The organism is Amycolatopsis sp. NPDC047767 (genome assembly GCF_040704195.1).
Lineage (GTDB): Bacteria > Actinomycetota > Actinomycetes > Mycobacteriales > Pseudonocardiaceae > Amycolatopsis.
In genome coordinates this window covers 1-23,547 of sequence record NZ_JBEYSJ010000041.1, presented here as the reverse complement: position 1 = coordinate 23,547, position 23,547 = coordinate 1, and the positions used below count along the sequence as shown (strand labels likewise).

The window sequence follows — 23,547 nt, the reverse complement described above, 5'->3', positions numbered from 1 at the left end:
TCCAGGGTCTATGGGCGTCGACCATCGCAACGGATAAAACGAAGGAGACCCCGAAAAGATACTGGTGAGTCGGCCTAACTCGCAGCGGCCATTCGGCGGAGCACCCAGGTGCGAACCAGCCCCGCGCTGACTCCGGAGAGTGCAAGAACTGCCACCAGTACGGGCCAGTCCAACCCGTTCGTGTGGTTGTCCCCGGTGGGCGGTAACGCCTGCGCCTCGCCCGCGTTCTGGACGCTCGCGTTGCCGGCCGACGGCTGGCCCGGGTTCGAGAGGCCGTACTGCGGCGCGTACCCCGGGATCTGGCTGCCGTAGCGCAGCGCGGGCGACGGCGAGAACAGCCCGGCCATCGCCATCGGGATGTCGCTGTAGTCGCGCATCGGCGCGTACCCGGTGCTGAACGGCAGGTTCGAGAAGTTCGCGAAGCCCGGGAACAGCGACGCGAGACCGCCGCCACCGCCCGAGAGCGGCAGCAACGGGCTGTTCGGCGGCGGGATCGGCGTCTGGCCGGCGGGTGTGCCGCCCTGCGGCGCGCCGGGACCGGTCGCCGGCGGCTGCTGCGGGCTGCCGGGGTTCTGCTGCGCGGGCGCCCCGCCCGTCAGCGCGCGCTGCGTGGAGTCGACGCCCTGTTGAAGGGTGTTCGTGGTCCCCGAGACGGTCTTGTTCAGGGCTCCCGCGGCCGGTGCGCCGACCACGGGCACCGGCGCGACGACGGTGTCGACCACGTTCACGGTGACCTTGCAGACGGTGCCGAGCAGCGCGTTCACGGTCCCGGTCAGCACGCCGGACACCTGGCCGACCACCCCGAGGTCGAGCGGGATCCCCAGCAACGGCGTGGTCGCCTTGACCTTGTCACCCGGTTTCGCGGTGATCGTGGAGCCGCACGGCGTGGTCAGCGTCTCCGAGGCGGATGCCGTCGTCGGCGCCGCGAGCGCGGCCGAGCCGGCCAGCACGAAGGCGGCGGCTCCCACCGCGGTGGCCCTGCGTGTGCGGTGCTGCCTGGCCATCGAGCCCTCCGCCGAGTCCGGTCCGAACCTGTCTCCCCTGGACAACGACGGTAACGGGAACGGGTGACGCCCGCTCAGCCACCGATGTCAGGCATTCGGGTGGAAGCGGGCGTCACGGCCCGTGTCAATCAGAAGGCGGGAGGTCAGGCGGTCTTGCGGCGCAGCCACGCCCGCACGAGCGCCGCCGCGACGATGGCCAGCGCGAGCACCGCGATGAGCATCGGCAGCTTGGCCGGCGGCGTCACGGCCGGCAGAGCCTGCGCGGTGCCCGACTTCTTCGCGTCGACGGTCGGCACCTGGTCCGCGGGCAGCTGGCCTGGGATGACCTGCGTGATCACCGGCGGCGCCTGCACGAGCCCGGACGGCAGCATGGCGGCGTTGGTGAAGATGCCCGCGATGGAGTCGAGGCCGGACAGGTCGCCCGAGCCGGTGATCACCGGGTCGAGGCTGCTGCCGGGAGCGCCGGGCTGCCCGGGTCCACCAGGGCCACCCGGCCCGCCGGGCGGGGTGCCGGGAGGAGTTCCGGGCGGGTTGCCGCCCGGCGGGTTGCCGGTGGGCGGCACGATCGGCGCGGTCACGCCACCGACCAGGCTCTGCGTGGCGTTGCCGACGCCGTTGGCCGTGTTCTGCGCGAGCGGGCACACGGCGTTCGTCGCGGCGTCACCGACCACCGGCACCTCGCCGACACCGAGGCCGCGCACGACATCACCCACCGGGAGCGTGAAGAGCGGGTTGCTCCCGTCCGACTGCTTCGCCTTCGAATCGAGGCCGACGGTGAGCTGGTTGGGGGCGTTGAGCGGCGCGCCCGCGTCGAGCGACAGGCCGTTGCCGGACTTGCCGTTCTGCAGCGTGGCCGAGCAGTCGCCGTCGAGCGTGGGGCTCGGGTCCGCGGAAGCCGTGGCGGGGAGCGCGAGCGCGGCCGAGAGCACCGGCAGCGCGACGGCGACCCCCAACGTGGCGATCCGGGCGGCGTGCTTCCCCATGCAAAACCCCTCCGTCGGCCCGAACTGGATCACGGAACGCGCTCACGGTACTCCACGAGCGTCACCAACTGGGGCGTCAGGTGCGGATTCACCCGGGGGTAGCGTGCTTGCATGCAGATTGGCGCCCATGTCCGCGACGACGATCCGCTGGCCGCCGTCGCCGAGCGAGAAGCCGACGTCGTCCAGTTCTTCCTGTCCGACCCGCAGGGGTGGAAGGCTCCGAAACCGCACCCGTTCGGGGACGCGATCAAGGAGTCGCCGGTCGAGGTGTTCATCCACGCGCCGTACCTGATCAACGTCGCGTCGCTGAACAACCGCATCCGCATCCCCTCGCGCAAGAACGTCGCGCAGCACGCCACCGGCGCCGCCGCGATCGGCGCGAAGGGACTCATCGTGCACGGCGGCCACGTGGGCGCCGGCGACGACGTGGCCGAGGGCCTGGCCAACTGGCGCAAGCTCTTCGAGCGCGAAGCGGACAAGGGCGGCTTCGCCGTGCCGATCCTCATCGAGAACACCGCGGGCGGCGAGAACGCGATGACCCGCGAGCTCGACGTGATCGCGCGCCTGTGGGACGAGGTCGGCGAGTTCGGCGCCGGGTTCTGCCTCGACACCTGCCACGCCTACGCCGCGGGCTGGGAGCTGGCCGACGCCGTCGAGAAGGTCAAGGCCATCACCGGCCGCATCGACCTGGTGCACCTCAACAACTCGCGCGACGAGTTCGGCTCCAACCGCGACCGCCACGCCAACGTCGTCGGCGGCGACGGGACGATCGACCCCGAGCTGCTGGCCGACGTCGTCCGCAAGGCCGGCGCCCCCGTCGTCGTGGAGACGCCGAGCGAGGGCCAGGCGGCCGACATCGCCTACCTGCGCAAGCAGACCGCCTAGGTGTAGTGACCCGCGGGGCGCGTGTTTCACAGGGTGATCACCGCGCGTTGCCGGGTGCGTCCCTGCGGGCCCACGCCTTCTGCGCGCCCCGCAGGGTCTATTCGGCCCAGGCACGCTCCAGCAGGGTGTCGAAGGTGGCGGGCTCTCGCCCGATGAGCTTGGCCAGCGTCGAGTCGACGGCGGTGAACTCGCCGTTCCGCGCTGCCGCGAAGATGCTCAGCATCAGGTCGGCGATCGGTGCCGGGGCGCCGTGCGCCAGTGACTGCTCCCGGAACGCGTCGTCGAAGACGACGGTACGGGTGAAGCGCCGTCCGCCGGCCTGGGACGCGATCTCGGCGATGGTGCTGAAGTCGAGCGCCGCCGAGCCGGTGAGTGGTGGGGTGGGCCCCTCGAAGCGGCCCTCCTCGGTGAGGATCGCCGCGGTGGCCTCGGCGAGGTCGTCGTGGCCGGTCCAGGCGACGGGGCCGTCGGCGGGCAGGGCGACGTCGCCGGTGTGGCGGGCGGACTCCAGGAACTGCAAGGCGCTGGCCGCGTAGAAGCCGTTGCGCAGCGCCGTCCAGGGCCGGCCCGTGGCGCGCAACAGGTCCTCGGTTTGGGCGTGGTCGCGGCATGCCTGGAAACGGGAGTCGTGCGCGGCACCCATCTGGCTGGTGTAGAGGATGCGGCCGACGCCGACCTTCACGGCGGCGTCGACAGCGGTGCGATGGCCGGTGACGCACGCCTCGCCCGTGCGGTCGAGGGAGACGAGGAGCAGCTGCTCAGCCCCCTCGAAGGCATGCGCGAGCGAGCCCGGGTCGTCAAAGCTGCCCTGCCGGACACGAACGCCGCGGTCAGCGAGGTCTTGGGCCTTGCGGGGATCGCGCACACTGACGCCGACGTGGTCGGCGGGGACGCGCTCCAGGAGGCGTTCGACGACGCGGCGGCCGAGGTTTCCCGTGGCTCCGGTCACGATGATCATGAGGTTCTCCCGACGCTGTTTCCAGTGGAATCATTTTGATGGTAACACTGGAATATCACTGGAACCAGATCTTCGATATCATCGGTTCATGGCTACGCGCGAAACCACCGCCGGCCCTCGTCACCGCATTGTCGAGGCAACCGTCGAGCTCCTGGAGAGCGGCGGTCCAGACGCGGTGAGCACCCGCGCGGTCGCCGCCGCGGCCGGGATGCAGCCGCCGGCGATCTACCGCCTCTTCGGCGACAAGGAGGGGCTCCTCGAGGCCGTCGCCGAGCACGGCTACGCGCAGTTCCTGGAGAGCAAGCGTGCGCAGCTCGACCCTGACCCGCAGGACGTGGTGGAGGACCTGCGCTGCGGCTGGGACCTGGTGGTGGAGTTCGGGATCTCCCGCCCCGAGCTGTTCGCGGTGATGAGCAGGGCCACCGGCCGGGGGGTGGACATAGCACACCGCGCGGGCCTGGAAATCCTCCACGGCCGGGTGCGCCGCCTGGCGGCCGGCGGGTGGCTGCGGGTCGACGAGGAGCTGGCCGCCCAGATCATCCAGGCCACCGGCCGAGGCGCGGTCACCACCTGGCACTCCACCCCGGCCGAACGCCGCAATCCGGCGCTGCTGACCATCCTCCGCGAGGCCATGATCGGCGCCATCACCCGCGCCGAACCGACGGTCCCCGCCGCGGAGACCGGCACCGCCGCGGCAGCCCGCGCGCTGCGCGCCGCTCTCCCCGACGACGCCGATGTCTTGAGCGACGCCGAGCAGCAACTGCTGCGCGAGTGGCTCACCCGCCTGGCAGCGGACGGTGGCGCTCCGCACGCCTGATCGCGCGTCAGGATCCCTCGTGCCGGTCAGACCTCCCGAGGAGAGATCGTTCGATGAAGCGGCGTCCATCGAGAAGGATCAAGGGCGGCCGCACGGCTCAGGCCGGCATTGCCCTTGTCCACAACGCGCCGCCGACTTTGACCACGGCGCCACCGCCCACGGTTGACAACACCCGTGGTCAATGCACCTAGGATTGGGGAACGGGAGGCACGGGGGGCGCTGTCGGCGAAGGCCGGCGATGCTTCCCGAAGCCGGGGAACGTCACGCGGTCACGCGCCCGTTCCAGCACGCCGCCGGCCGGGTCGTCGTCGCCGGCGAGCCGGATGAGGTCCGTGCGCGGCCGGTAGATCTCGCGGATCACCAGCACGCAGAGGCCCACCACGGCGAGATCGCGCACCACGACCGTGCCGAGGAACCAGCCCTCGGGCAGTCCCTTGTGGTCGATGCCGAGGTAGTAGAACATCCGCGGCGCCCACACCAGCGCGTCGATCACCATCCAGCTCAGAAGCAGCCGCCAGCGCGGGATCGCGAGCACCGCCAGAGGCACGAGCCACAGCGAGTACTGCGGGCTCCACACCTTGTTGGTCAGCAGGAACGCCGCCACCACGAGGAATGCGAGCTGGCCGAAGCGCGGCCGCCGCGGCGCGGTGAGGGCGACGTAGGCGATGCCGGCGCAGCAGAGCAGGAACAGCACGGCGATCACGGTGTTGAGGATCGCCGGCGTCTGTCCTTTTTGGAGCACGCCGTCGAAGCCCGTCCAGCCCGTGGTGTACGAGATGACGTTGTACAGCGAGTCCGGGTCCATCGGGCGCAACGTGTTGAGCCGGAAGAACTCCCACCACCCGCGCGTGGCCACGAGGATGAACGGCACGTTCACGATCAGCCAGGTCAGCACGGTGACCCCCGCCGTTCTGCCCCACGCGCGCAGCTTCCCGGCGCGCAGGCACAGCACGAACAGCACCCCGAGCAACAGCAACGGGTACAGCTTCGCCGCGGCACCGAGCCCCAGCAGCACGCCGGCGATCTCCGGCCGTTTTCGCGACCACGCGAGGATCCCCGCCGCCGTGCAAGCCGTGGCGATGGCGTCGAAGTTCGTGAACGCCTGCACCAGCACCAGCGGCGAGATCGCCACCAGCACCGCGTCCCACGGCCGGCGTTTCATCGTGCGCCCGGTCGCCCACACCGTGATCAGCCACGCGAGCGAGAGCCAGAACGCGGAGATGTTGAAGTAGATCGCCACCGGCAGCGCGCTCGGCAGCCAGCCGGAGTTCGCGACCGAGAGCCAGCCCGCCGCGAGCTTCGCGTTGACCCACTGGAACAGGCCCGTGAGCACGGGGTATTCCATGTAGCGGGTCTGGTTCTCCGCCGTTTGCGTGTCCTCCTGCCAGGACGAGACGTACGGGAAGGTCTTCGGATCGTTGAGCCGCTCGGAGCTGTAGAGCGGCACGATGTCCGAGTAGCACATCGCGACGAACGGGCGGCCCGCGCGCCAGTCGAGCTGGCTGGCGCCGGTGGAGTCCTGGTACTGCTGGATGCAGGACGCCTTGCCGAACCAGCACAGCACCAGCGCGAGGATCGCCAGCCCCAGTCCTACGCGCTGCGGGGACCAGAACCAGTGCCGGCCCACGGCGGCGTGTTCGCCCAGCGGCCCGCCGATCGGTCTGGTCGACGCGGCGACGAGCGGGTCGTTCCAGCTCGGCACGATCCGCTCCGCTGGCGTCAGCGTGCGGGGAGCCGCGTCCGGCTCTTCGGCGGTGGCTTGGTCGGGCACGTCGCGGATGCTATCTGCCCCCAGGTCAGGCGCCTGTCATTTAGGGTCTTCGTAGAACCGGGCAAGTACCTCGAACGCCCCACCGAGGGCCACGGCTTCCTCGCCGAGGTCGCTCAGCTCCACGTCTATGCGCTGCCAGTGCGGCACCGGCAGCAGCTCGCGCAGCTGCGCCGAGACCGTGTCGCGGTAGACCTCGGGCGCCGCGCGGATCGTGCGGCCGAACAACACGATCCGCTCCAGGTCCAGGACCTGCACGAGGTCGGCGAGCCCGATCCCCAGCAGCTTCGCGGCCTCGACGGGCGTGGCCGCCGAGCGGTGCATGATCTCGACGCAGCCGCGCCGTCCGCAGGCGCACCGCGGGCCGTCGTAGGCGATCGTGGTGTGGCCGAACTCACCGGCGTTGGTGCGCGGACCGCGGTAGACGTTCCCGTCGACCAGCAGCCCGACGCCGACGCCGGTGCCGACGAGCACCACGGCGGTGGCGGTCTCCGGCGTGTCGGGCCACGTGTGGGCGACCGCGGCGGAGTTGGTGTTCTTGTCGAGCGTCACGGACAGTCCCGTGCGCTCGGCGAGCAGGTCGCGAAGGGGCACGTCGTGCCAGCCCGGCATGTTCGTGGCGTCGCGGACGCGGCCTTCGCGGCGGTCGAGCGGTCCCACCGCGCCGACGCCGAGGCCCAGCACCCGCGCCGGATCGACGTCGGCGAGCAGCTTGCGCGTCGCGTCCACCACGGCGGTCACGGCCTGCTCGGGCGTGAACCCGACCGGCAGCGGACCTTCGACGGTGTCCTCGACCTCGCCCGAAAGGCCCGTGCGCAGCACGAGAAACCCGTCGCGGTCCAGCTGCGCGCCGAGGGCGCACTTCGCCGACGGCCGGATCCGCAGCTGCGTGCGCGGCTTGCCGACGCCGGCTGCGGCCTGCCGCTCGACGTCGAGCAGCTGCGTCTCGAGCAGCTCGGCGACGATCTTCGAAACGGCCTGCTGCGTCAGCCCCGTGCGTTCGGCCAGCTCCACGCGGCTGAGCCCGCCCGCGCGCAGGATGTGACCGAGGAGCAGCGCTCTGTTGTAGCGGCGCAGCCCGCGCAGGTTGACCCCGGTTTCCGCCATCCGGAGATCCTCCCGAAGAACTGGCTAGTTACGCAACAGTGTTGTTTAATGGGTGGCATGGCTGATGACTTGCGAGTCGGCATCCTCGGTTACGGCATCGGCGGCCGCGTCTTCCACGCGCCGCTGGTGGCTTCGACGCCGGGCCTGGTGCCGTCGGCGATCGTGACGGCGAACCCGGAACGCGCCGGTCAGGCCCGTGCGGAGTACCCCGGCGCCGAGATCGTGCCCGACGCCGACGCGTTGTTCGCCCGGGCGGGTGACCTCGACCTCGTCGTGGTGAGCACTCCGAACCGTACCCACGTGCCGCTCGCGCTGCGCGCCATCGAGCTCGGCCTGCCCGTGGTCGTGGACAAGCCCTTCGCGCCGACCGCGGCCGAGGCCGAGCAGGTCGTGGCGGCGGCGAAGGCCAAGGGCGTCGGCCTCACCGTCTTCCAGAACCGCCGCTGGGACTCCGACTTCCTCACCGTGCGCAAGGTGATCGAGTCCGGCCGCCTCGGCGACGTGTTCCGCTTCGAGTCCCGCTACGACCGCTGGGTGCCGAAGATCAAGGACAACTGGCGCGAGTTCGGCGACCCCGCCGAGGCCGGCGGCCTGCTCTACGACCTCGGCGCGCACATTGTCGACCAGGCGCTGCAGCTGTTCGGCCCGGTCACGCAGGTCTACGCGGAGGTCGACCGCCGCCGCGCCGGCGTGCAGGTGGACGACGACGTGTTCGTCGCGCTGCACCACGCCAACGGCGTCCGCTCGCACCTGTGGGCCTCCGCCCTGGCGGCCACGCGCAACCCGCGCTTCCGCGTGCTCGGCGACCGCGCCGCCTTCACCAAGTACGGCCTCGACGTGCAGGAACCCCAGATCAAGGACGGCCTGCGCCCCGGCGACGAGGGCTGGGGCGTCGAGCCCGAGGCCGACGCCGGCACCCTCGGCGTCGACGACGGCACGGACCACACCGAAACCGTGCCCACCGAGGTCGGCCGCTACGAGGACTTCTACGCCCAGGTGCGCGACGCGTTGCGCGGCGAAGCGGCGTTCCCCGTGGACCCGGCCGGTTCCGTGGCCGCGCTGCGGGTGATCGAGGCCGCTCACCGCTCCGGCACCGAGGGCCGCGTCATCATGCTCGATTACCAATCCGGCCAACAGTAGGCCGACCCCCACGCGGCAGGTAACCGTTGCTGCGGAGCCATTCGGCCGTGACTGTGGTCGGATTGGTAATTATCGGCACAGTACTCGCCGCGACCTCGGCAACCCCCAGTGCCGAGCTCGCGGCCTCCCGCTTTCCTTTGCGGGCGCGAAAAAAGGCTCCCCCCGTCCGGAAACCCGGATGGGGGGATCCTTTCTCTTGCGACTCCCTGGTTATTGGCTGGGATCGCCGGTGCCTCCGGGGTCGCCGGTATCGGTGGGACCACCCGTGGGCGTGTTCTTCGGCGGTTTCGGCGTATGGGTCGGGAACGACGGGAAGTTGCCGCCCGGGCCGACCGGGCCGCCGGGACCGTTCGGGTCGCCGGGGTTCACCGGGTTGCCGCCGTTGCCGTTACCCGGGTTGTTCGGGTCGTTGGGGTTGTCGGTCGGCGTGATGTCGCCCTGCGGGATGTTCGTGTCGCTCGGCTGGTCCGACGGAGGCGCGGCGTCGCCGATCAGGTCCACCTGCGAGAAGCGCTCGGCCGGCTTGCCCGCGAGGTAGTTCGTCATGAACTTCTGCCACAGCGGACCGGCGATGGTGGACCCGAAGATCGGCGTGTTGCCCTTGCCGTGCAGGGCCAGGTCGCCGTCGCCGCCGACCCAGACCGCCACGGAGACCGACGGCGTGTAGCCGACCATCCACGTCTGCGCGTTGGCGTTCGCAGCCGAAGCCGGCTCACCCGCGCGCTTCGTGTGCTGCTGCGTCCCCGTCTTGCCGGCGCATTCGTGGCCTGAGGGGCACTTCAGCTTCGAAAAGCCGATCACGGGCTGCAGAGCCTTGGTCACGTTGCCCGCGATCTGCTTGCTCAGCTCGGAGTCGCCGTCGGCGAACGCCGATTTCGCGGGCTGGGCCTGGGCTTCGTAGGCCACCTCGTTCTGCGAGTTCGTCACCTTCAGCACGAAGTGGCGGTCGCGCTGCTGGCCGTCGCCCGCGAAGGTGGCATACGCCGAGGCCTGGTCGGCCGGCGTGATCTTGGTGTCGCCACCGCCGAGGGAGATGTTGTTGTTCGAGATGTCGATCTGCGAGTTGCCGCCGCCGTTGTCCTTGGTCTTCACGCCGGCTTCCTCGGCGGCCTGCTCGACCGGGCCCTGCTTGGTGACGTTGAGGACCATGTCGTAGAACACCGTGTTCGCCGAGATCTTCATGGCCTCGGCCACGGTGCACTGTTCCGAGCAGCTGTCGCTGTCACCGGCGTTGCGGACGATGCGCCCGTCGAACTCCCGGTTGTTGCGACCGTCGAAGGTCGAGTTGATCCCCTTGCCCATCTTGAGGAACGCCGTGAGGTCGTACGGCTTCATCGACGAACCGGGGTTCTGCGGCGTATCGGCCCAGTCGCGCGCCTTCTGCTTCTGGCCGTTCACGTCGACGGTCGTCGGCCCGCCGTAGTACGCGAGCACGCCGCCGGTTTTCGGGTCGACGGCCACGAGCGCGTCGAGCAGCCGCTTGTCCGACTGGTTCGCCAGCGCGTCGGCACCCGCTTGCATTGCGAGGTCCTGCGCCTTCTTGTCGATCGTCGTCTGGATCGTGTAGCCGCCGGAGTAGTACTGGTCGTCCGAGATGCCGTGGGCCGCGAGCTCGGCCTTCACCTGGTCGGAGATGAAGCGGTACGGCGCGGTCGAGTCGTCCTGGTCCTCCGACAGCGGAATCGGCGTGGGGAACACCGCCGCCTTGCGGTCGGCCGCGGTGATGTAGTGGTTCTCCACCATGCGGTCGAGCGCGGTGTTCCAGCGGTCGTGCGCCACCTTCGAGTTCTCCGACCGGCCCGGCTGCTGGATGAGCCCGGCGAGCAGCGCGGCTTCGGAGAAGCTGAGGTCCTTGACGTCCTTGTGGAAGAAGGCCTGTGACGCCGCGCCGACGCCGTACGCACCACGCCCGAAGTAGATGATGTTCAGGTACGCGGTGATGATGTCCTGCTTCGAGTACGTCTGGTTCATCTTGAACGACTTCGCCAGCTCGGTCCACTTGCGGGTGAGCGTGGGCGCGTCGTTGTCGGTGGCCTTTTTGATGTACTGCTGGGAAATCGTCGAGCCACCGCCGGTGCCGCCGGTGACCTGGTTGTACACGGCGCGCAGGATGCCGGTGACGTCGAAGCCCGAGTTGGTCTCGAACGACGAGTCCTCGGTCGCGATCGCGGCGTGCTTCATGATGTCGGGGATCTGGTCGGCCGTGAGGATTTGCCGGTTGCCGCCCGCGGGCACGTCTTTGCCCATCGGGCTGCCGTCGGCATACAGGTACGTCACGGCCTGGTTCTGGTTCTGCGCCACGCTCTGCGGCGAAGGCACGTCGACGCTGAAGTACGTGATGACGAACGCGATCGCCGGGATCACGATGAAGATGCCGACGAACGCGTAGATGCTGCGCCGGATGATCTTCCAGCGCCGCTTTTTCTTCTGCGCGGCCGTGAGGACGGGCCGGCCCTTCTTGTCGAGCTCCGGCTCGTCCGGGTAGACGTCGTCGGGGTCGAGCGGTCCCCCGGAGTCGTACCGGGCGTCGTAACCGTCGTCGGCGGTGCCGTTGTGCACGTGGTGCGTCATCAGCTCCGGCTCACGACGCGGCGGCGGGGTCGGGCGGCGCGCGCCCGGCGGCGGCTGGCGGAAGCCGGGCGGCGGGGTGCCGGGGCGGTTCTGCGGCGCGCGCGGCGGCTGCCCCGGCTGACCGGGTTGCGCGGGGTTGCCGGGTGGGGGCGTGCGAGGGGCGCCGCCCGCAGGCGGCTGGTTGCGGGCCCACGGCGGCGGCCCCTGCCGTCCGGCGGGGGGTGGTTGACGCCGCGGATCGGGATCCCGGTCGGGCCAGGAGCGGTTGCGGTCGTCGTTCACGTGCGGATCCTCTTCTCGGACGCGGGCGTGCTGCGGGCGCAGATCCCCTCTCCACAAGGGGACGCACCGCGGGTGGGGTCGGTTCACTCGACCGGCGGGACGTATCTCTGGGTAACGGCCCCGGCGCGGCGTGAACCGGACAAAACTACGCCCAGCGTGGCGGCTGGGCGATGTCGCCTGGGTCACTCCGGCAGGGGCACTCCGGGCGTGGGTCGCGGCGGCCCGGACACGACGAGGGGCTCCCCTCCTGACCGGAGAGGAGCCCCTCGCCACGTGTTATCCGCCTGGCTGTCTCGGCGGCGGAGTCACCTCCACCCCGCCGCCGCCGTCGCCGCCACCGCCGTTTCGGCCGGGACCGCCACCGTTGCCGGGGCCACCGCCGAAGATGCCGCCGGGACGGCTGGTCGTGGTGGTGCTCGACGTCGTCGTCTCGCTCGACGTGGTACTCGACGTCGTGGTCGGGGTCGACTGCGTGGTGGTGGGGCTGGACGTGGTGGTCACCGAGCTCGACGTGCGGGTCGTGGGCGTGACCGTGTCGGCGTCCTTGCCGATCGGGTCGACCTTCGGGAACTTCTCGGTGGGCTTGCCCTTGAGGTAGGTGTCCATGAAGTCCTGCCACGCCGGGCCGGCGATGGTGGCACCGAAGATCGGCTTGTTGTTCTTGTCGTGCAACGGCTTGTTGCCGTCACCGCCGATCCACACCGCCGCGGAGATCGACGGGGTGTAGCCCACCATCCACGTCTGGGCGTTGCGGTCCGCGTAGCCCTTCGGCAGGTTCTTCTGGTTGCCCGGGTCGAACTGCTGCGTACCGGTCTTGCCGGCGCACTCGTGGCCGGTCGGGCACTTCAGGTGCGATTCCTTGATGACCGGCTGGAGCGCGTCGGTGACGTTGCCCGCGATCTGCTGGCTCTTCTGCTCGTCGGGGTCGAACGCCGGCTTGCCCTGCAGCGTCGTCTCGTCGAACTCCACCTCGTCCTGGGAGTTGGTGAGCTTCGAGACGAAGTGCTGCTGGCGGTAGATGCCGCCCGAAGCGAAGGTCGCGTAACCCGCGGCCTGGTCTTCCGGCGTCAACGACGTCTCACCACCGCCAAGCGCGATGTTGGCGTCGTTGGTGCCGAGCTTGGCCTTGCCCTTCGGCGCCGGCTGGACCCCGGCTTCCTTCGCGGCTTCGGCGACGGGCGCGGGTTTGGTCACGTTCAGCACCATGTCGTAGAACACGGTGTTGGCCGAGACCTCCATGGCCTTCTTGACCGTGCACTGCGGGCCACAACTGGCGCTCTCACCCGCGTTGCGCACGATGCGGCCGCCGAGCTCGCGGTTGTTGGTGCCGTCGAAGGTCTCGCCGAGGCCCTTGCCCATCTTGAGGAACGCGGTGAGGTCGTACGGCTTCATCGACGAGCCCGGGTTCTGCGGGGTGTTGGCCCAGTCGTTGGCGAGCTTGTCCTTGCCGCTGTCGTCCTTCACCGTGTTCGGGCCGCCGTAGTACGCGACGACCCCACCCGTTCTCGGGTCGACGGCGACCAGAGCTCCCAGGATGTCGGGGTCGGTTTGCCCCTTCATGTTGTCCTGCACGGCTTGCACCGCCGCCTGTTGCGCCGCGGGGTCGATCGTCGTGTAGATCTTCGCGCCGGTGCTGTAGAGCTTGTCCTGGTCGTAGCCCTTGGCTTCGAGCTCGTCGAGGATCCGTTGCTGGATGAAGTAGTCGAGCGTGCCCGCGTTCTCCTTCGCCTGCGAGCCCTTGGGCACGAGCTTGGGGAACGTCGCGGCGTCGCGGTCGGCCTTCGACAGCCAGCCGTTGGCCACCATCTGGTCCATCACGTAGCTCCAGCGCCTCTGCGTGTACGCCGGGTCTTCCGAGCGGCTCGGCAGCTGGATCAGACCGGCGAGCAGCGCCGACTCCGACGGGGAAAGCTGGCTCACGTCCTTGCCGTAGTAGGCCTTCGCGGCCGCCGCGATGCCGTTGGCGCCGCGGCCGAAGTACACGATGTTCAGGTAACCCGTGATGATGTCCGATTTGGACTCTTCGTTGTTGAGCTTGAACGACTTCGCGAGCTCGGTCCACTTACGGGTCAGCGTCGGCGCTTCGTTCTCGGTGGCCTTCTTGATGTACTGCTGCGAGATGGTCGAACCACCACCGGTACCACCGGTGACCTGGTTGTAGACCGCGCCGAGGATGCCCTTGATGTCGAAGCCCGAGTTGGTCTCGAACGTCTTGTCCTCGGCCGAGTACACGGCGTGCTTCACGACGTCGGGAATCTGGTTCGGCTGCAGCAGCTCGCGGTCGCCACCCGGCGGGACGCTGCGGCCCATCACCTGGTTGTCGGCGTAGTAGAACGTGATGGGCTGGCTCTGCAACGCCTTCACGTCCTGCGGGGAAGGAACCTTCACCAGGAAGTACGTGATCACGAAAGCGACGGCCGGCACCACGATGAACAGACCCACGCATGCGTACGCGATGCGCCGGATGATCTTCCAGCGGCGCTTCTTGCGTTGCTTCGGCGTGAGCGGCGGCTTGATCGGCTTGCCGTTCTCGTCGAGCTCGGGGCCCTCGTCCTCGAAGTCGTCCTCGTCCGAGTACTGGGGGTGTTCGGAGCTGTCGTACCGATCGTCGTAACGGTCGTCGTACGGGTCGTAGCCGAACTCCGTGCCGTTGTGGACGGCGTGGGTGATCAGGTCCGGTTCGCGGTCGGGGTACGCGGGGGCCGGCGGCTCCGGCCGGCCCTGCGGCGGACGGCGGACGGGACCGGACGCGGTGCGGCCTGGACCACCGGGCCCGGGCGGGCCCGGCTGGCGGAATCCCTGCGGCGGGCTCGCGGTGGGACCGTTCGGGCCGGGTGGACGGCCACCGGGCGGTGGCGGGGGCGGGGGAGCCTGCCGGCGTGGCGGCATGCCGCCCTGGCCGTTGGCGTTCGGCACGCGCTGGGACTGCTGGGGGCGCTGCGGCGGCCGCTGCGGACGGCGAGGGGGCTCGTCAGCCGGCCACTGAGGGTCTGAACCGCGCGGGTCCGCACCACGCGGGTTCGAACCACGGCGGTCTGCACCACCACGCGGGTCTGGACCACGGCGGTCCGCACCACGCGGCTCGTCACCGCTGGGCCACGCGGGCGCGGCACCACGAGGCTGCCGCGGCGCGGCCCCGTTGGGACTGCGCCGCGGTGGGGCCTGCCGCTGCGGGCGGCGAGGGGCGTCCTCGCCCGGCCAGGCGGGACCCGGTTCTTCCTCCGGCCATTGGGCACGGCGAGGTGCATCTGGCTCCTGGCCGGGCCAGGAGCGGTTGCGATCGTCGTTCACGAATGGGCCTCCGAAGGCGGCACTGCCGGCACTGCCGGTACCGGCAATGCCGGCACCGGCGTTCGGGAAAAGCCGGAGCGTGCAGCCCTGTGCTCTGCAGCGGTTTTGGTACTCGTCACTGGCCCGCTGTCCTCCGCGGCCGGGTGGGCTGGGGCTCGCCCGTGCCGAGGACGTAGGACAGGACCAGGTGATTCCAGTGGCACGTCCGGCACACCTCTACGTCGTAGACGGTGAACTCGCCGAACAGCCCCGCCATGCGGGCCAGTTCGTCGGGTGTCCGCGCCGATCCCGAGACGTGCTTCAGCTCGTCGCCGTAGACCCACGACACGAGGGTCAACGGCGTCCGGCGGCACATCGGGCAGGCGCGGTCGTCCGGCCTGCCGTGGAACTTCGCCGCTCGGAGCAGGTACGGGCTCGCGTCGCACACCTCATGGTCGCCGACGCGTCCGGAGCGGACGCCGGCCAGCAGCGCACGGCGCTGCAAGGCGTAGTCCACGACCTGCCGCTGGGTAAGCACGAGGAACAGAGTACGGGCTCTTCCTGTGTGCGCAGTGCCCCCTGCGGGAGGCCACCCAGGGCGACCGGTCGGACACGCCGGAAATTCGATAACTCTCTGGTGACGTTCGCCCTGGTCTGACCACTTCCGGGGGTTACTTCCGCCACTTCGATGTATCGGCGCGATATAGTTGCCGAGTAGGTTCGTGGAGGCGGCCGGCCCGGTGACCACTGGGCCAACGGCGGCCGCTGCGGTTTGTTCCCGTGAGGGGGTGCGGTGTGCTCGAACTCGCGATCCTCGGGTTGCTGCACGAGGCACCCATGCACGGGTACGTGCTGCGCAAGCGTTTACACGAGACGCTCGGGATGTTCCGGGCGTTCTCGTACGGCTCGCTGTACCCGACCCTGCGTCGGTTGCTGCGGGCGGGATTCCTCGTCGAGGAGCTCGACGAGGCGGACGACCGGGCCTGGTCCCGGCGCGGCCGCCGCGTCTACAAGCTCACCGCCGAGGGCAAGGAGCGGTTCGCCGAACTGCTCGGTGACGCGGGTCCGCAGACCTGGGACGACGAGGGGTTCGGAGTCCACCTGGCGTTCTTCTCGCGGACACCGGCCGACGTCAGGATGCGAATCCTGGAGGGCCGGCGGCGTCGCGTGGAAGAGCGTCGCGAGGGTTTGCGCGAGGCGCTGGCCAGGGCCGAGGAGAGGATCGACCGCTACACCCGCGAGCTGCACCGGCTGGGACTCGAGTCGAGTGAGCGGGAGGTGCGCTGGCTCAACGAGCTGATCGCGCACGAACAAGCCGAGCAGCGTGACCCGCAGGAGTGAGGGCGCGCCGCTCGGGCCGCAACGTCGCGGCCAGACCTGCAGATGAAGTAACGGATTGAAGGAGAAACCGGCATGGGCGAGAACCGCCGCGTTCGGGTGGCCATCGTGGGCGTCGGCAACTGCGCCTCCTCGCTGGTCCAGGGTGTGCAGTACTACCGCGACGCGGATCCCGGCACGCGCGTGCCCGGTTTGATGCACGTCCAGTTCGGCGAGTACCACGTCAGCGACATCGACTTCGTCGCCGCGTTCGACGTCGACGCCAAGAAGGTCGGCCACGACCTGTCCGAGGCGATCTTCTCGAGCGAGAACAACACGATCAAGATCGCCGACGTGCCGCCGCTCGGCGTGCCGGTGCAGCGCGGGCACACCTACGACGGGCTCGGGCGGTTCTACCGCGAGACCATCTCGGAGTCGGACGAGGCGCCCGTCGACATCGTCGGCGCGCTGCGCGACGCGAAGGTCGACGTGCTCGTCTCCTACCTCCCCGTGGGTTCGGAAGAGGCGGACAAGTTCTACGCGCAGGCCGCGATCGACGCGAACGTGGCGTTCGTGAACGCGCTGCCGGTGTTCATCGCGTCGGACCCGGTGTGGGCCAAGAAGTTCGAAGACGCCGGTGTGCCGATCGTCGGTGACGACATCAAGTCGCAGGTCGGCGCCACGATCACGCACCGCGTGCTGGCGAAGCTCTTCGAAGACCGTGGCGTGCAGCTCGACCGCACGATGCAGCTCAACGTGGGCGGGAACATGGACTTCCTGAACATGAAGGAGCTCGAGCGCCTCGAGTCGAAGAAGATCTCGAAGACCCAGTCGGTGACCTCGCAGGTCGACCGCGAGCTCGGCAAGGGCAACGTCCACATCGGACCGTCGGACTACGTGCAGTGGCTCGACGACCGCAAGTGGGCCTACGTGCGCCTCGAGGGCCGCGCGTTCGGCGACGTGCCGCTGAACCTGGAGTACAAGCTCGAGGTGTGGGACTCCCCCAACTCGGCGGGCATCATCATCGACGCGGTACGCGCCGCGAAGATCGCGAAGGACCGCGGCATCGGCGGCCCGATCCTCTCCGCGTCGTCCTACTTCATGAAGTCGCCGCCGGAGCAGTACGACGACTCCACCGCGCGCGACGCGGTCGACAAGTTCATCCGCGGTGAGCTGGAGCGCTGACGCGTTTCCTCGCCGGTAGAAGGGCTCCCCGGTTCGCCCGGGGAGCCCTTTTCGGCGTTTACAGGCCCAGCGCGGCCGGGAGCTCGTTGATGTCGCGCAGCACGGCGGTCGCCTGCTCCAGCACGGCCGGGTCCGGCGGGAAGTGCGGGTTCGGCACCGCGTACACGGCCATTTCCGCAGCCAGTGCCGCCTTCAGCCCGTTGGTGGAGTCCTCCACGGCGGCGCACGACGCGGCCGGCACGTTCAGCAGCTTCGCCGCGCGCAGGTAGACGTCGGGCGCGGGTTTGCCGGCGCCGACCTCCTCGCTCGACACCGCCACGGGCACCAGCGACGTGAGGTCGCAGGCCTGCAGGAACGCCTGGATCAGCACCGGCGGTGACGAGCTCGCGATCGCCACCGGGTAGCGGCGGGCGACCGCGCGGACCACGTCGGGCGCGCCGTCGATCACGGGCGGGCCCGATGCGTAGCGCTGCGCCATCCGGTCGATCACGGTCTGCGCGATCTCGTCGGGCGTCAGCCGTGCGCCGAGCGTATTGACCAGGTAGGCCGCCCACTCGGGCGTGCTCATCCCTTGCTGTTCCCTGGTCGATTCGGGTAACCAGGTACCGCCGTGCTCCGCGACCACGGCGCGGCGCACCTCATCCCACGTCTTTTCCGAGTCCACCAGCACGCCGTCGAGGTCGAAGATCACCGCGTCCATGCCTGCAGCCTAGTCTGTGAGGCGAATTACTTCGCCACCCTAACTAAATTTGTTAGCCTGGCTAAGTGACTTCCGGAATCGTGGATCTCGCGCACCGCCTGTGGCCGGTCGTGTTCCGGCTCTACTACCTGGTGCGCCGCGAGACTTCGCAGGCGTTGACGCCCACTCAGGGCTCGGTGCTGTCCGAGCTGGTGCGCGTCGGGCCCAGCCGCATGAGCCGGCTGGCCCAGCTCGAAGGCGTGCGCATGCCGTCGATGACCGACGTCGTCGGGCGGCTGGAGCGGCTCGGGCTCGTGGTCCGGCGCCCCGACCCCGACGACGGGCGGGCCGTGCTGGTCGAAGCCACCGAGGCGGGCGAGGGCTTCTACGCCGAGCTCGTCGCGGCGCGCGAAGCGCAGATGCGCGATCGGCTGCTGGAGCTGACCGACGAGGAGCGCGCCGCGATCGACGCCGCCCTGCCCGCGCTCGGCAAGCTGATCCGCGATTTCCACGTCGTACCCGGGAAGAAAAGTGAGGAGGAACTGATCAGCGATGAGCGCTGAGCACCACTCGAGCCTGCTGGACGCGGTCAAGGGCCAGCCCAAGCAGGTGTGGATCACGGCGTTCGCCGCGGTCATCGCGTTCATGGGCATCGGCCTGGTCGACCCAATCCTGCTGTCGATCGCCAAGGGCCTGAACGCGTCGCCGTCGCAGGTCACGCTGCTGTTCACGTCGTACCTCGGCGTGCAGGTGATCGCGATGCTGTTCACCGGTTCGATGTCCGCGCGCTTCGGCGCGAAGCGCACCGTGCTGGTCGGGCTGACGCTGATCGTCGCCGCGACCGCGTTGTGCGCCGCGGCCGGTTCGATCGAGCAGCTCGTGGGCCTGCGTGCGGTGTGGGGCCTCGGCAACGCGTTCTTCATCGCCACCGCGCTGTCGGTGATCGTCGGCGCCGCCACGGGCGGGCAGTCCGGCGCGATCCTGCTGTACGAGGCCGCGCTGGGTGTCGGGCTGTCCGTCGGCCCGCTGCTGGGCGCGCTGCTCGGCACGATCTCGTGGCGCGGCCCGTTCCTGGGCACGGCGGTGCTGATGGCCGGCGCGCTCGTGCTGTGCTCGGTGTTCCTGAAGAGCGATTCGCATGAGTTTCGTGAGCCGATCAAGCTGCTCGACCCGATCCGCGCGTTGAAGCACCCCGGTCTGCTGCGCACTTCGGTCGCATCGGCGCTGTACACGGCGGCGTTCTTCGCGGTGCTGGCGTGGTCGCCGTTCGTGCTGGGCTGGAGCGCGATCGCCGTCGGGCTGATCTTCTGCGGCTGGGGCCTGTGCGTGGCGGTGGCCGGCGTCGCGCTGGCGCCGAAGCTCGCCGCGCGGTTCGGCGAACGGCACGCGGCCGCGCTCGCCGTTCTCGGCTACACCGTGCTGATGCTGGTGCTGGCCGTGCCGAACAAGACGGTCGTGGTGATCGGCATCGTGCTCTCGGGCCTGGTTTCGGGGCTGCTGAACACGTTGTTCACCGGCACCGCGATGTCGATCAGCACCGCCCCGCGCCCGGTCGCCAGCGCGGGCTACAACTTCTGCCGGTGGCTCGGCGGCGCCGTCGCGGCCACGCTCGTGGGGCACGTCGCCGACTGGCTCGGCTGGGAGCAGGGCCCGTTCGTGATCGCGGCCGTGTTGTGCCTCATCGCCGCCGTGCTGCTGTCGTTGCGCGAGAAGAAGGCCGACCCGCACGACGTGCCGAAGGAAGCCGCTCTGGTGGGCGAAGAGGAACTCTGAAGCCGAGCCGAATACATCTGTTGTTCACTTGAAGGTCCGATTTTGCCGCATATGGTCGCTTTGTTCCCTTACTGAAGTGACCTGGAGGCCCTGTGTCGACGGAACGCGGGCGACTGCTGCCCCTGTTCGCCACTCACCCTGGCGGCCGTTCTCCCCTGACCTGCGAATACCGCTGCGGCAACGCCTGTTCGCACGAGGCGCCGAACCCCTCGGGCAACGAGTACTTCGGCGACGTCGCGAAGGGCGTGTCCCGGCGTGGCGTGTTCAAGGCCGGCGCCGTGATGGCCGCGGCGGCCGGCGGGTTCGCCGCCCTGTCGGGCTCGGCCGCGGCTTCGCCCGCCCACCACGGCGGACACCCCGGCGGCCACAGCGGCGGCGGCCGCCCGCATCCGGTGCCCGGCACCGACTTCGACGCCGTGGCGCCCAACAAGCTCGACCGCGTGAGCATCCCCGAGGGCTACGACCAGCACGTGGTCATCCGCTGGGGCGACGCCGTGGTGCCGGGGGCGCCGAAGTTCGACTTCCACAGGCAGACCGCGGCCGCGCAAGCCAAGCAGTTCGGGTACAACAACGACTTCGTCAGCCTGATCCCGCAGGATTCGCTGGGGCTGCGCAATTTGCTCGTGGTCAACCACGAGTACACCACCGAGGTGCACCTGTTCCCGGCCGACCAGTACGACCCGGCCAACCCGACCGAGGAGCAGGTGAAGATCGCGTGGGCGGCCCACGGCCTGTCCGTGGTCCAGACGCTGCGCGGCCCGATCGGCGGCGGCCTGCGCACCGTGGCGAGCCCGCTCAACCGGCGCATCACGCTCGACACGATCTTCGAGGTCCGCGGCCCGGCGGCCGGTTCGAAGTACCTCAAGACGTCGGCCGACCCGTCGGGCAAGCGCGTGCGCGGCACGCAGAACAACTGTTCCGGTGGCGTCACGCCGTGGGGCACCGTGCTTTCCGGCGAGGAGAACTTCCACCAGTACTTCGCCAACGCCGACCAGGTGACCGATCCGGCGCAGGCCGCACGGCTCAAGCGGTACGTGATCGGCACCGGAGAGAGCACGCGCAAGTGGGAGCGGTTCGACAAGCGCTGGGACGTGCCGCGCGAGCCCAACGAGCCCAACCGCTTCGGCTGGGTTGTGGAGATCGACCCGAACGACCCGCACTCCACGCCGGTCAAGCACACCGCGCTCGGGCGCTTCAAGCACGAGGCCGCGAACGTGAAGATCACCGCCGACGGCCGCGTCGCGGTGTACTCCGGTGACGACGAGCGCTTCGAGTACATCTACAAGTTCGTGTCGAAGGGCAAGTACAAGAAGGGCACGTCCGCCCTGGCCCGCCGCCACAACTCGGCGCTGCTGGACGACGGCACGCTCTACGTCGCGAAGTTCACCGGCGACAGCCCCGCCGCGGAGATCGACGGCGCCGGCAAGCTCCCGGAAGACGGCGAGTTCGACGGCGCCGGCGAGTGGATCCCCCTGGCCAGTGGCAACAAGTCCTTTGTGGACGGATTCACCGCCGAGGAGGTGTACGTCTTCACGCGCCAGGCCGCCGACAAGGCGGGCGCCACCAAGATGGACCGCCCGGAGGACATCGAGCCCAACCCCGTCAACGGCCGGATCTACGCGGCCCTGACCAACAACACCGACCGCGGCGCGGCCGGCAAGGCGGGCGTCGACGAGGCGAACCCGCGCAACGGCAACAAGAACGGTCATGTGCTCGAGTGGGCAGAAGCGCGCGGCGACTCGGCGTCGACGCGGTTCGCCTGGCGCCTGCTGCTGGTCTGCGGCGACCCGGCCACGGCCGACACCTACTTCGGCGGCTTCCCGAAGAACCAGGTCAGCCCGATCTCGTGCCCGGACAACGTCGCGTTCGACCCCCACGGCAACCTGTGGATCTCCACCGACGGCAACACGCTCGGCGCCAACGACGGCCTGTTCTCCGTGCCCGTGTCGGGTCCGGAGCGCGGGCACGTGAAGCAGTTCCTGTCCGTGCCGGTGGGCGCGGAGACGTGCGGGCCGGTCGTCACCGACCACCTGGTGCTCGTCGCTGTGCAGCACCCGGGTGAGAACGCGGCGAGCTCGGCGAACCCGTCGTCGCACTGGCCCGACGGCGGCACCGCGCAGCCGCGCCCGGCCATCGTTTCGGTGTGGCGCAAGGGCCGCTTCGGGCTCGCCGGCCGCATCGGCGTGCGGTAACTCTTTGGAGTGGCTTCCGCTGCGCCGAACCCGTGCGGAGTAATAGCTTCGGTGGGTGAGGCGGGCAGGAAAAGTCGCGATCGGACGTTCGGCGGGCGCGTCGGCCTGCACCCTGGTGCTGGCCGGTGCGCTCGTCGTCGTCCTTCCGGGTTCCGCTCCGGCAGCCGACACCCCGGCGTGCGGCGGAATGGCCCCCAACCCGAGCGTCGAGCAGGCGAATTCGCCCGGCGGACCACCGGCGGGCTACGTGTTCACGCCCGCCGCGCCCGTGCCGCGCAGCACGCCGCCGGACAAGGTGCCGAAGCTCGTCACCGACACCGCGCACGCGTCCGACGGCAAGCTCAACGCGCAGATCCAGACGCCCGACGGCCGCGTCAGCTCCGCCACCCAGACCCTGCCCGCCGCGCCCGGCGGCATCTACACGCTCTCGGCGGCGACGGGTTCCGTCGGCTCGGCGCTGGCCGACCGCGCCAACGCCCAGTCGACCGGCCTGCGCTTCACCGACTCCGCCGGCCGCACGCTGCTGGAGAAGTCGCAGAACGTCACGCACGACGTGCAGTCCGACGGCAAGCTCGCGCGCCAGGACTTCCCCGCGCAGACGGCGCCGGACAGGACCACGTCGGTGGTGTTCTTCGCGACCACCAACCGCAACTGGGTGATGTGGGACTGCGTGAACCTGCAGCTCGCCGCGTACACGGTGAAGCTGGAGGTGCAGAACCCCGCGACCGGCGAGTGGGGCCCGTCGGCCACGATCCCGGCTGGCGAGACCGCGCACTACCGCACGACCGTCACGAACTCGGGCTCGCAGCCGCTGACCGGCGTGCTGCTGAAGGACTCGTGGTGCTCGTCGCTGCCGGGCGCGTTCGACCTGGCGCCCGGCGGGTCGAACGCCGTGCCCTGCGACCACCCGAACCTGGCCGAGAACGACACCGGCCACGTGAACAAGATGCGGATCACCGGCGTCACCTCGCCGAGCGGCGCGCTGACCGACCAGTCGGCCACGGCGTCGATCACCGTGACACCGCTGCCGCTGATCGACAAGATCGGCGACCGCGTGTGGCGCGACACCGACCGCAACGGCCTGCAGGACGACGGCGAGCCCGGCGTCGCCGACATCCCCGTGACACTCAAGGACGGCGCGGGAGGCACCCTCGCCACCACGAAAACCGCGGCCGACGGCTCGTACCTGTTCGACAAGCGCAAGGACGGGACGTACCAGGTCTGCTTCGACGTCTCGCACCTGCCGGACGGGCTTACCGTGACGAAGCGGGCGGCCGGCGACGCGGCGCGCGACTCCGATGTCGACCCGGCCACGGGCTGCACGGCGGCGTTCACCCTCGGCGGGGCGACGCACGAGAACCTGAACGCGGACCTGGGCCTGGCCCCGCCACCCCCGCCGCCTCCGGCGCCCGCCCCGACGTCGAGCGCTCCGCCGCCACCGCCTTCTCAAACCCCGGCACCTACGGAAACCCAGCCCCCTTCGGCGAGTCCGACCCCTTCGGCCTGACCCGACCACCCCAATGAGGTTTTCTCAGTAGCGGCCGTGGTGTTCGTGGTGGGTGAGGACGAGTGCTGCTTGGACGATGGTGCCGATGCGTTTGGGGCAGAGGGTGATC

18 protein-coding genes are annotated in these 23,547 nt (G+C 70.0%); 9 read left to right on the top strand and 9 right to left on the bottom strand.

The window, feature by feature from the left end; translation table 11 throughout:
• Positions 1-74 precede the first annotated feature (74 nt).
• Together AB0878_RS42695 and AB0878_RS42690 are read right to left on the bottom strand one after the other, a co-directional pair.
• Entirely contained in the window at positions 75-1,004 is a 930-nt protein-coding gene (locus tag AB0878_RS42695; RefSeq protein WP_366587711.1) for a hypothetical protein, read from the bottom strand.
• A 143-nt stretch (positions 1,005-1,147) separates the two neighbouring features.
• Positions 1,148-1,987 (bottom strand): hypothetical protein, encoded by an 840-nt coding sequence (locus AB0878_RS42690; RefSeq protein ID WP_366587709.1) that lies wholly within the window; start codon positions 1,985-1,987, stop codon positions 1,148-1,150.
• Between the two features lie 111 nt (positions 1,988-2,098).
• Between AB0878_RS42690 and AB0878_RS42685 the strand changes: the two genes are divergently transcribed.
• Complete coding sequence (locus AB0878_RS42685; protein ID WP_366587707.1) at positions 2,099-2,872, top strand: deoxyribonuclease IV; 774 nt, start codon at positions 2,099-2,101, stop codon at positions 2,870-2,872.
• 97 nt (positions 2,873-2,969) lie between these two features.
• Here AB0878_RS42685 and AB0878_RS42680 read toward each other — a convergent pair whose 3' ends face one another.
• Positions 2,970-3,830 (bottom strand): SDR family oxidoreductase, encoded by an 861-nt coding sequence (locus AB0878_RS42680; protein ID WP_366587705.1) that lies wholly within the window; start codon positions 3,828-3,830, stop codon positions 2,970-2,972.
• 88 nt (positions 3,831-3,918) lie between these two features.
• On the opposite strand from AB0878_RS42680, the gene AB0878_RS42675 reads away from it, so the two are divergent.
• Positions 3,919-4,647 (top strand): TetR/AcrR family transcriptional regulator, encoded by a 729-nt coding sequence (locus AB0878_RS42675; protein WP_366587703.1) that lies wholly within the window; start codon positions 3,919-3,921, stop codon positions 4,645-4,647.
• 187 nt (positions 4,648-4,834) lie between these two features.
• Here AB0878_RS42675 and AB0878_RS42670 read toward each other — a convergent pair whose 3' ends face one another.
• Together AB0878_RS42670 and AB0878_RS42665 are read right to left on the bottom strand one after the other, a co-directional pair.
• A complete protein-coding gene (locus AB0878_RS42670) occupies positions 4,835-6,418 on the bottom strand; it encodes a glycosyltransferase 87 family protein (protein ID WP_366587701.1) in 1,584 nt (527 codons plus the stop codon).
• Positions 6,419-6,454: 36 nt separating this feature from the next.
• A complete protein-coding gene (locus tag AB0878_RS42665; RefSeq protein WP_366587699.1) occupies positions 6,455-7,522 on the bottom strand; it encodes an ROK family transcriptional regulator in 1,068 nt (355 codons plus the stop codon).
• A 57-nt stretch (positions 7,523-7,579) separates the two neighbouring features.
• Here AB0878_RS42665 and AB0878_RS42660 point away from each other — a divergent pair, with 57 nt between their 5' ends.
• Complete coding sequence (locus tag AB0878_RS42660) at positions 7,580-8,662, top strand: Gfo/Idh/MocA family oxidoreductase (RefSeq protein ID WP_366587697.1); 1,083 nt, start codon at positions 7,580-7,582, stop codon at positions 8,660-8,662.
• Positions 8,663-8,872: 210 nt separating this feature from the next.
• Here the strand turns inward: AB0878_RS42660 and AB0878_RS42655 are convergent, their stop codons facing one another.
• The 3 genes from AB0878_RS42655 to AB0878_RS42645 form a co-directional block, all read right to left on the bottom strand.
• The gene (locus tag AB0878_RS42655; RefSeq protein ID WP_366587695.1) at positions 8,873-11,515 is read right to left on the bottom strand and encodes a transglycosylase domain-containing protein; all 2,643 of its coding nucleotides are present in this window, start codon (positions 11,513-11,515) and stop codon (positions 8,873-8,875) included.
• Between the two features lie 276 nt (positions 11,516-11,791).
• Positions 11,792-14,806, bottom strand: coding sequence for a transglycosylase domain-containing protein (locus AB0878_RS42650; RefSeq protein ID WP_366587692.1), 3,015 nt, complete (start codon positions 14,804-14,806; stop codon positions 11,792-11,794).
• 115 nt (positions 14,807-14,921) lie between these two features.
• The gene (locus tag AB0878_RS42645; RefSeq protein ID WP_285971410.1) at positions 14,922-15,323 is read right to left on the bottom strand and encodes a DUF5318 domain-containing protein; all 402 of its coding nucleotides are present in this window, start codon (positions 15,321-15,323) and stop codon (positions 14,922-14,924) included.
• 257 nt (positions 15,324-15,580) lie between these two features.
• Here AB0878_RS42645 and AB0878_RS42640 point away from each other — a divergent pair, with 257 nt between their 5' ends.
• Positions 15,581-16,126 carry a PadR family transcriptional regulator gene (locus AB0878_RS42640; protein WP_366587689.1) on the top strand — a complete coding sequence of 182 codons (546 nt, stop codon included), beginning with the start codon at positions 15,581-15,583 and terminating at the stop codon, positions 16,124-16,126.
• Positions 16,127-16,198: 72 nt separating this feature from the next.
• Entirely contained in the window at positions 16,199-17,287 is a 1,089-nt protein-coding gene (locus tag AB0878_RS42635; protein ID WP_285971412.1) for an inositol-3-phosphate synthase, read from the top strand.
• Between the two features lie 58 nt (positions 17,288-17,345).
• Here AB0878_RS42635 and AB0878_RS42630 read toward each other — a convergent pair whose 3' ends face one another.
• Positions 17,346-17,987, bottom strand: a complete 642-nt coding sequence (locus AB0878_RS42630) for an HAD family phosphatase (protein ID WP_366587687.1) — start codon at positions 17,985-17,987, stop codon at positions 17,346-17,348.
• Between the two features lie 65 nt (positions 17,988-18,052).
• Here AB0878_RS42630 and AB0878_RS42625 point away from each other — a divergent pair, with 65 nt between their 5' ends.
• The 4 genes from AB0878_RS42625 (at position 18,053) to AB0878_RS42610 (ending at position 23,438) form a co-directional block, all read left to right on the top strand.
• Complete coding sequence (locus AB0878_RS42625) at positions 18,053-18,529, top strand: MarR family transcriptional regulator (RefSeq protein WP_366587685.1); 477 nt, start codon at positions 18,053-18,055, stop codon at positions 18,527-18,529.
• A complete protein-coding gene (locus AB0878_RS42620; RefSeq protein WP_366587683.1) occupies positions 18,519-19,739 on the top strand; it encodes an MFS transporter in 1,221 nt (406 codons plus the stop codon). The genes AB0878_RS42625 and AB0878_RS42620 overlap by 11 nt, the downstream gene beginning before the upstream one ends.
• A 92-nt stretch (positions 19,740-19,831) precedes the next feature.
• Positions 19,832-21,931 (top strand): PhoX family phosphatase, encoded by a 2,100-nt coding sequence (locus AB0878_RS42615; RefSeq protein ID WP_366587681.1) that lies wholly within the window; start codon positions 19,832-19,834, stop codon positions 21,929-21,931.
• Positions 21,932-21,986: 55 nt separating this feature from the next.
• Positions 21,987-23,438 carry an SdrD B-like domain-containing protein gene (locus tag AB0878_RS42610; protein ID WP_366587679.1) on the top strand — a complete coding sequence of 484 codons (1,452 nt, stop codon included), beginning with the start codon at positions 21,987-21,989 and terminating at the stop codon, positions 23,436-23,438.
• Positions 23,439-23,547: the final 109 nt, after the last annotated feature.